The 5238-nt window shown below is 34.5% G+C and carries 5 protein-coding genes and 1 pseudogene; 3 read left to right on the forward strand and 3 right to left on the reverse strand.

Features of this window, described 5'->3' with window-relative positions:
• The first annotated feature begins 818 nt into the window (after positions 1–818).
• The 3 genes from IO68_RS29530 to IO68_RS29540 all read left to right on the forward strand — a co-directional run bounded on the left by IO68_RS29530 (position 819) and on the right by IO68_RS29540 (position 3386).
• Positions 819–1214, forward strand: coding sequence for a DUF2007 domain-containing protein (locus IO68_RS29530; RefSeq protein WP_019383671.1), 396 nt, complete (start codon positions 819–821; stop codon positions 1212–1214).
• Between the two features lie 293 nt (positions 1215–1507).
• Positions 1508–2074 carry a DUF4256 domain-containing protein gene (locus IO68_RS29535; protein WP_023013905.1) on the forward strand — a complete coding sequence of 189 codons (567 nt, stop codon included), beginning with the start codon at positions 1508–1510 and terminating at the stop codon, positions 2072–2074.
• 148 nt (positions 2075–2222) lie between these two features.
• Complete coding sequence (locus IO68_RS29540) at positions 2223–3386, forward strand: acyl-CoA dehydrogenase family protein (protein ID WP_007482731.1); 1164 nt, start codon at positions 2223–2225, stop codon at positions 3384–3386.
• 58 nt (positions 3387–3444) lie between these two features.
• On the opposite strand, the gene IO68_RS29545 is transcribed toward IO68_RS29540, so the two are convergent.
• The 3 genes and pseudogenes from IO68_RS29545 to IO68_RS33950 form a co-directional block, all read right to left on the reverse strand.
• Positions 3445–4182 (reverse strand): hypothetical protein, encoded by a 738-nt coding sequence (locus tag IO68_RS29545; RefSeq protein ID WP_023013906.1) that lies wholly within the window; start codon positions 4180–4182, stop codon positions 3445–3447.
• 2 nt (positions 4183–4184) lie between these two features.
• Positions 4185–4931, reverse strand: coding sequence for a hypothetical protein (locus tag IO68_RS29550; protein WP_023013907.1), 747 nt, complete (start codon positions 4929–4931; stop codon positions 4185–4187).
• A gap of 2 nt (positions 4932–4933) precedes the next feature.
• Positions 4934–5238 (reverse strand): annotated as a pseudogene (locus IO68_RS33950) (hypothetical protein); the annotation flags it as partial.

A 5238-nucleotide genomic window follows, 5' to 3' on the forward strand; every position in this document is an offset into this window, starting at 1 on the left:
AAATCTAAACACCCCCATTCGAATGAGTGGGGGTGTTTTTTATTGGCTAGAATTAAAAAACATAGTGGAATAAGAAAAATATTGTGCATAGTTGTAGTATATTTCGCTCATATATAAAACAAATAGCATTTAAAGAGCAAATAATGGTTTATAAATTAAGTGATCAGTTAGATCATATAGGTAATCCAAAATATCTTTTTGAAGCATATGATGAATATTTAAAGACAAATAAAATAAATTACCTGAAAGTCTACTAGTTCTCCTTGCATCTGACTGGTGGTATGGTGGTAGTGGTTTAACAGCTCCCTATTATTGTGAATTAGATAATTTTGAAATTATTGATTTTGGAAAAGAATCAGCTCATTTAATTCTTACGTTAATAAAAAAAGATCATCGAGACTACGAGGAAACTCCATTTCGACTTCGGTTAATTTATCAGGGGATATTAGAATTCAATATTCCTTGTCAAACAGATATTTCAATTAATCCTTTTATGTGGCGCTATGATGAGTTCTTATTTTTTGATCCATGGAGTAGTTATGGACATAATGAAAGAATGTTTACTCATAATATTGAATGGGTTGGGAAAAATGTTTGGTCTATTACTGCGAAACAGATTGTTGCTACATGGGAAGATCTATAAAAGAGTATTAATTTTTAAATTTAAAGAATGACTATGTCAATAAAATTGTAAAATAGACAATATAATTTTTAATTCATAAATTAATCAAAGATATAGGTGAATTGAATAAGTTTATACACATATCTTTTTACTCATTGAGCTTAAAATTTAGTTTTTGTTGATATTAGATATTTGTATGCATTGGGTCGTCGCTGAAACCTATTCTTTTCCTTATGAGGCTCAAATCGCAAAGACTCAGCTCGAGGCGATGGCGATTCCTGCACGTATTGAAAATGAACATACAATCAATATGGATTGGTTATATTCTAACGCGCTCGGCGGTGTTCGTTTACTTGTACCTCAAGAGCATCTAAGTGTAGCTCAAAGTATTCTTGCTCAAGATTTTAGTCAAGATGTAGATCAAATTCTTGGTTCTGAACAGATTAGTTGCCCTCAATGTGGCAGTACGGAAGTAGAGCCTTATACACAAGGAAAGAAGCCAGCGTATTTAGTTTTTCTGTTGATTGGCTTTCCATTGTTTTTCTATAAGAATGGAATGAAGTGTAAGAAATGCCAGTACTTTTGGAACTAACTTATTTTAAGCATAGAGTTTTCACAATAATCTTATATGATTTGCCAATTTGAATCAAAATCAAAAGACCAGCCTTAATTGAGGTAGAGAAAAACACGCAATCGATTGATTGGGGGAGTAGCTTCACTGTGATACATATTGCTGGATAGGGATGATCTTCTTTGGTGTTGTGAACATAAACAGTATTTTTAACGAAAATATCTTTTATTTGAGTGATATTTAATTCATCCTGTGTATGTTTGATTTAAGTGAATGTATACAAAGTGCTATAAAAAACAAAAAAGAGAGAAAAGATGAGCAAGAAAAAACAATTAGATAGTGTACAAACAGCAGCATTGTTGGACATATTGAAAAATCGTTTTGAACAGAATATGCAAAGACATCAGGGTTTATTTTGGCCTGATATTGAAGATCAATTACAACATCAGCCAGAAAAGTTATGGTCACTGGATCAAATGGAAGTTACAGGTGGAGAGCCTGATGTCGTCGTGATTGAAGCTGATTCATCTGAAATTATATTTTATGACTGTTCCATTGAAACGCCGAAAGGACGTAGAAGCCTTTGCTATGATCGTGCTGCTTTGGATGCGCGTAAGGAACATAAACCTAAAAATAATGCGATTGATGTCGTTGAGACAATGGGGGTTGAACTTTTAACTGAAGCGCAATATAGACAGTTTCAAAAAATTGAAAATTTTGACTTGAAAACTTCTAGTTGGGTAAAAACACCAGAAGATGTTCGTACCTTAGGTGGAGCAATTTTCTGTGATAGCCGCTATGGTCGTGTATTTACTTATCATAATGGTGCACAGTCTTATTATGCGACACGAGGTTTCCGCTGTCGTTTAAAAATCAAATAAGCTTTGAAATTTGATATTCAATGATAAGAAATAAGATCTTTTTTAGTTATGAGTTTTGCCAAGCGCTTGCTTGGTTTGTTGTGTTTTGCTACCTTAGTGATCACTAAATATTCTAAAACAATGATCGATACTCGCTAGGAAGCAGAAAATGCAATTAAATCCAATGTATTACAATGAACAACATCAAGCCTTTGCTGACAATGTCCGTCGTTTTGTACAAAAAGAAATGACGCCATTTGTGAATGAGTGGGATGAGGCTGAAACATTTCCTAGAGAACTCTATAAAAAAGCGGCTGAAATTGGGTTATTGGGTTTAGGTTTTGATGAAGAATATGGTGGGATTCCTGATGCCGATCCTTTTTACTCACTGTTAGCTGGTGTCGAAATGGCTAAAGCGGGTTCTGGTGGTGTGCATATTTCTTTGATGGTTCATACCATTGGTGCACCACCGATTCAGCATTTCGGTAGTGAGGAATTAAAAGCCAAAGTATTACCCGATATTATTTCAGGCGAAAAAATTTCAGCATTGGCGATTACTGAACCTGGCGGTGGTTCAGATGTAGCCGCATTGCAAACCAAAGCGATTCGTGATGGTGATTATTATATTGTGTCGGGCGAAAAAACTTTTATTACTTCAGGTATTCGTGCGGACTATTACACGGTTGCTGTTAGAACTGATCCGACCAAAACAGGTGCAGAAGGTATCTCGATGTTACTTATCGATGCACATAGTGACGGTATTACCAAAACACCATTAAAGAAAATGGGATGGTGGGCTTCTGATACTGCGCATTTACATTTTGATCAAGTTCGAGTGCCAGTGTCCAACTTGTTAGGTCGAGAGAATGCAGGTTTTAAAGTGATTATGAATAACTTTAATATGGAACGGTTTTTCTTGGGAGTGGTGGCTTATGGTTATGCACAAGTTTGCTATGAAGAGGCTTTAGATTGGGCTCAACAACGTAGGACTTTTGGTAAGCGTTTAGTTGATCATCAAGTCGTTCGTCATAAATTAGTAGATATGGCAACTCAATTGACAACCACACGAGCTTTGCTTGAAGAAACAGCTTGGAAAATGACGCAGCCTCAATTGCAGGGTGCTGATCTCGTTGCTCAGATTTCTATGCTTAAGAATGTTGCGACTCGTACTATGCAGTTTTGTGCGGATGCAGCCGTTCAAACACTGGGTGGTATGGGCTTTATGCGTGGAACGAAGTCTGAACGTATTTATCGTGAAGTGAAGGTCAACATGATTGGCGGTGGTGCGGAAGAAATCATGAAAGATTTGATTAGTAAGCAGTTGGGTTATTAAAACTATTCAATACATCATTGAAAGTGCGGATAATACACCGCACTTTTTTATTTAAAGTTTATTCTAGTTCAGCGAGTTCTTCTAAAGAGATCTGACGGATTTCAAAGATGGGTTGTTTCAAAAATGAATTCAGCGTTTTGATATCAATAAACTTTATGTTATCAAGTGCAATACCTTCGATACTGTCTTTCTCAACATCGTAACGAATATCCGAAGTTTGTTCGATGAATTGTTTGAATAACAGTGGACTATCGCTTAACTCTGCAAGTGGTTTGTCCATCAAAGCTTCAAATTCATAGTCCATCGCATAAATATTGGCTTCCCACGACACATCACTAAAGTTCTCATCTTGACTCGAAATAATGCTACCAGTTTCATAACCTGTGAAATAGTCTTCTTCAGAGTTGATCCAAAGCACATAGCAAGGTTGTGTCGCATCGATTTCTAAGAGTTGATACCAGACAATACCTGAAATTTTGGCAAACTCGAAAGCATCATCTTCATTGAGTTTAGGAATTTCACCATCATCTATATTAAAAGTTTTTCCTGTTTTTTCTAAAATTAAAGCTTCAAGTTTTTCGTAGATTTCATCATCTGCTTCACCATTGCCAATGTCATAGTTACATAGTTCATCATAGTATAAGCCTTCGACGACTAGTGATTTGTATGCCTTTTCAGCTTCAGCTTTATCTGTATAAATCTGCTTGATCGCACCTGTTGAAACGCAATTGGTCAGATGCCATTCATCGTTGTAAGCAAAATCATTTTGACGAATGACGTATTGGATATTGTTCATTTTTACTCTATTCCTTTTAAGTAAGTTTGATGGAGTGATTTTTCGATCTCATAGATTTCTTCAATAGTTAAACTTTGAATTGGATTTTTTAATAGGGCATTTAAACTATTGAGAGTAGAAATATCTAGCTGTTGTATGCGTAAAAATTTCCTATCTTCATCATAATCAATATATTCATGTTGTGTAATAAATTGAGATAATAGAAGTGGTGTATCACTCAGGTCAGATAGATGACCATTTAGAATAAAAATAAAATTATGAACAGATGGAGAAATATAACTGAGTAAAGGGTCATCTCTAAGAAATGTAGCATCTATGAAATAATTTTTTCTAAAGTCATATTCTGTACAGGCATTATGAAAATTATAGTTATTTTCTGAATTATCCCAAGCTACACCTTGTTTTATTTGTTTTGGATATTCATATAAGTAGTAGGCATGAATATCATTATGGTGGAGAATGGTAAATAGTTCTTCTACATCAAGATTTTTTAAATCATCCCATGTACGATGAGGTAGTATTTTTTCTATATTGTCAGAAATATCTTCTCGCATAAAATTATCAAAATCGACTTTATGGGTGAATTCATATTCTAGGCGTTTCCATTCTTGTATCGCTTTTTCTTTATCTTCGAAAATCGCTGTGATATGTCCGATATGGTCATCATTATTCATTAGATTAAAGAAAAACTCATCATCATACCAAAATGATGAATTGCGTAAGGCATAGATTTTTTGATTATCTTCCATATTTACCAACCTAAATCTTGATTAAGCTGTTGTTCAATTTTAAAAATTTCTTCAATACTTAAACATTGAATTTCAAAAAAATGCTTTTTAAGCAGAGCATTTACACTATTAATCGTAGCTTCATGTGGCATAATATTTAAGCATTTATATTCAGTACTATAGGTAAGATTCTGATCTTGCTCAATCAGTCTTTCAAGCAATAAAGGGGTATCACTTAATTCTTCTAGTGTGCCTCCTAAGATAATCGGTACTTTATTTTGTCTATCTTCAGGGCGAGTATCATCAAAAGAGTGATGTGTGCTGAGAA

Source organism: Acinetobacter sp. COS3 (genome assembly GCF_000475335.1).
GTDB classification, from domain to species: domain Bacteria; phylum Pseudomonadota; class Gammaproteobacteria; order Pseudomonadales; family Moraxellaceae; genus Acinetobacter; species Acinetobacter venetianus.